The sequence below is a fragment of the Pseudomonas sp. AC463 genome, assembly GCF_979253585.1.
In genome coordinates, this window is sequence record NZ_CEEDDZ010000241.1 from 1 (window position 1) to 360 (window position 360).

Genomic DNA, 360 nt, shown 5'->3' on the forward strand with positions numbered 1-360 from the left:
GTACTCGCAAGCAATTGCGTATGACCCGTACTGGCGCGATCTATACGCCGTCGTTGCAGTTCGTCAACTATGCCGCCATGGCATTTCTGATGTTCCTGGTGCTTCTCCTGCGCGGTGATGCCAGCGTCGGCGACCTAGTGGCCTACATCACTGCGGCCGGTCTGCTACCCAAGCCGATTCGCCAGCTTTCAGAGGTCAGCTCGACGATTCAGAAGGGGCTAGCGGGCGCAGAAAGTATCTTTGAACAATTGGATGAAACTCCTGAGCCGGATTCGGGGATCGTCGAAAAAGATCGTGTTCAGGGTGCCCCTGAAGTTCGTCAGCTGAATTTCGTTTATCCGGGAACCGACAGAGCCGTTC

1 pseudogene is annotated in these 360 nt (G+C 55.6%); it reads left to right on the top strand.

Features of this window, described 5'->3' with window-relative positions:
- A pseudogene (locus AC0IYH_RS29965) lies at positions 1-360 on the top strand (lipid ABC transporter permease/ATP-binding protein); the annotation flags it as partial.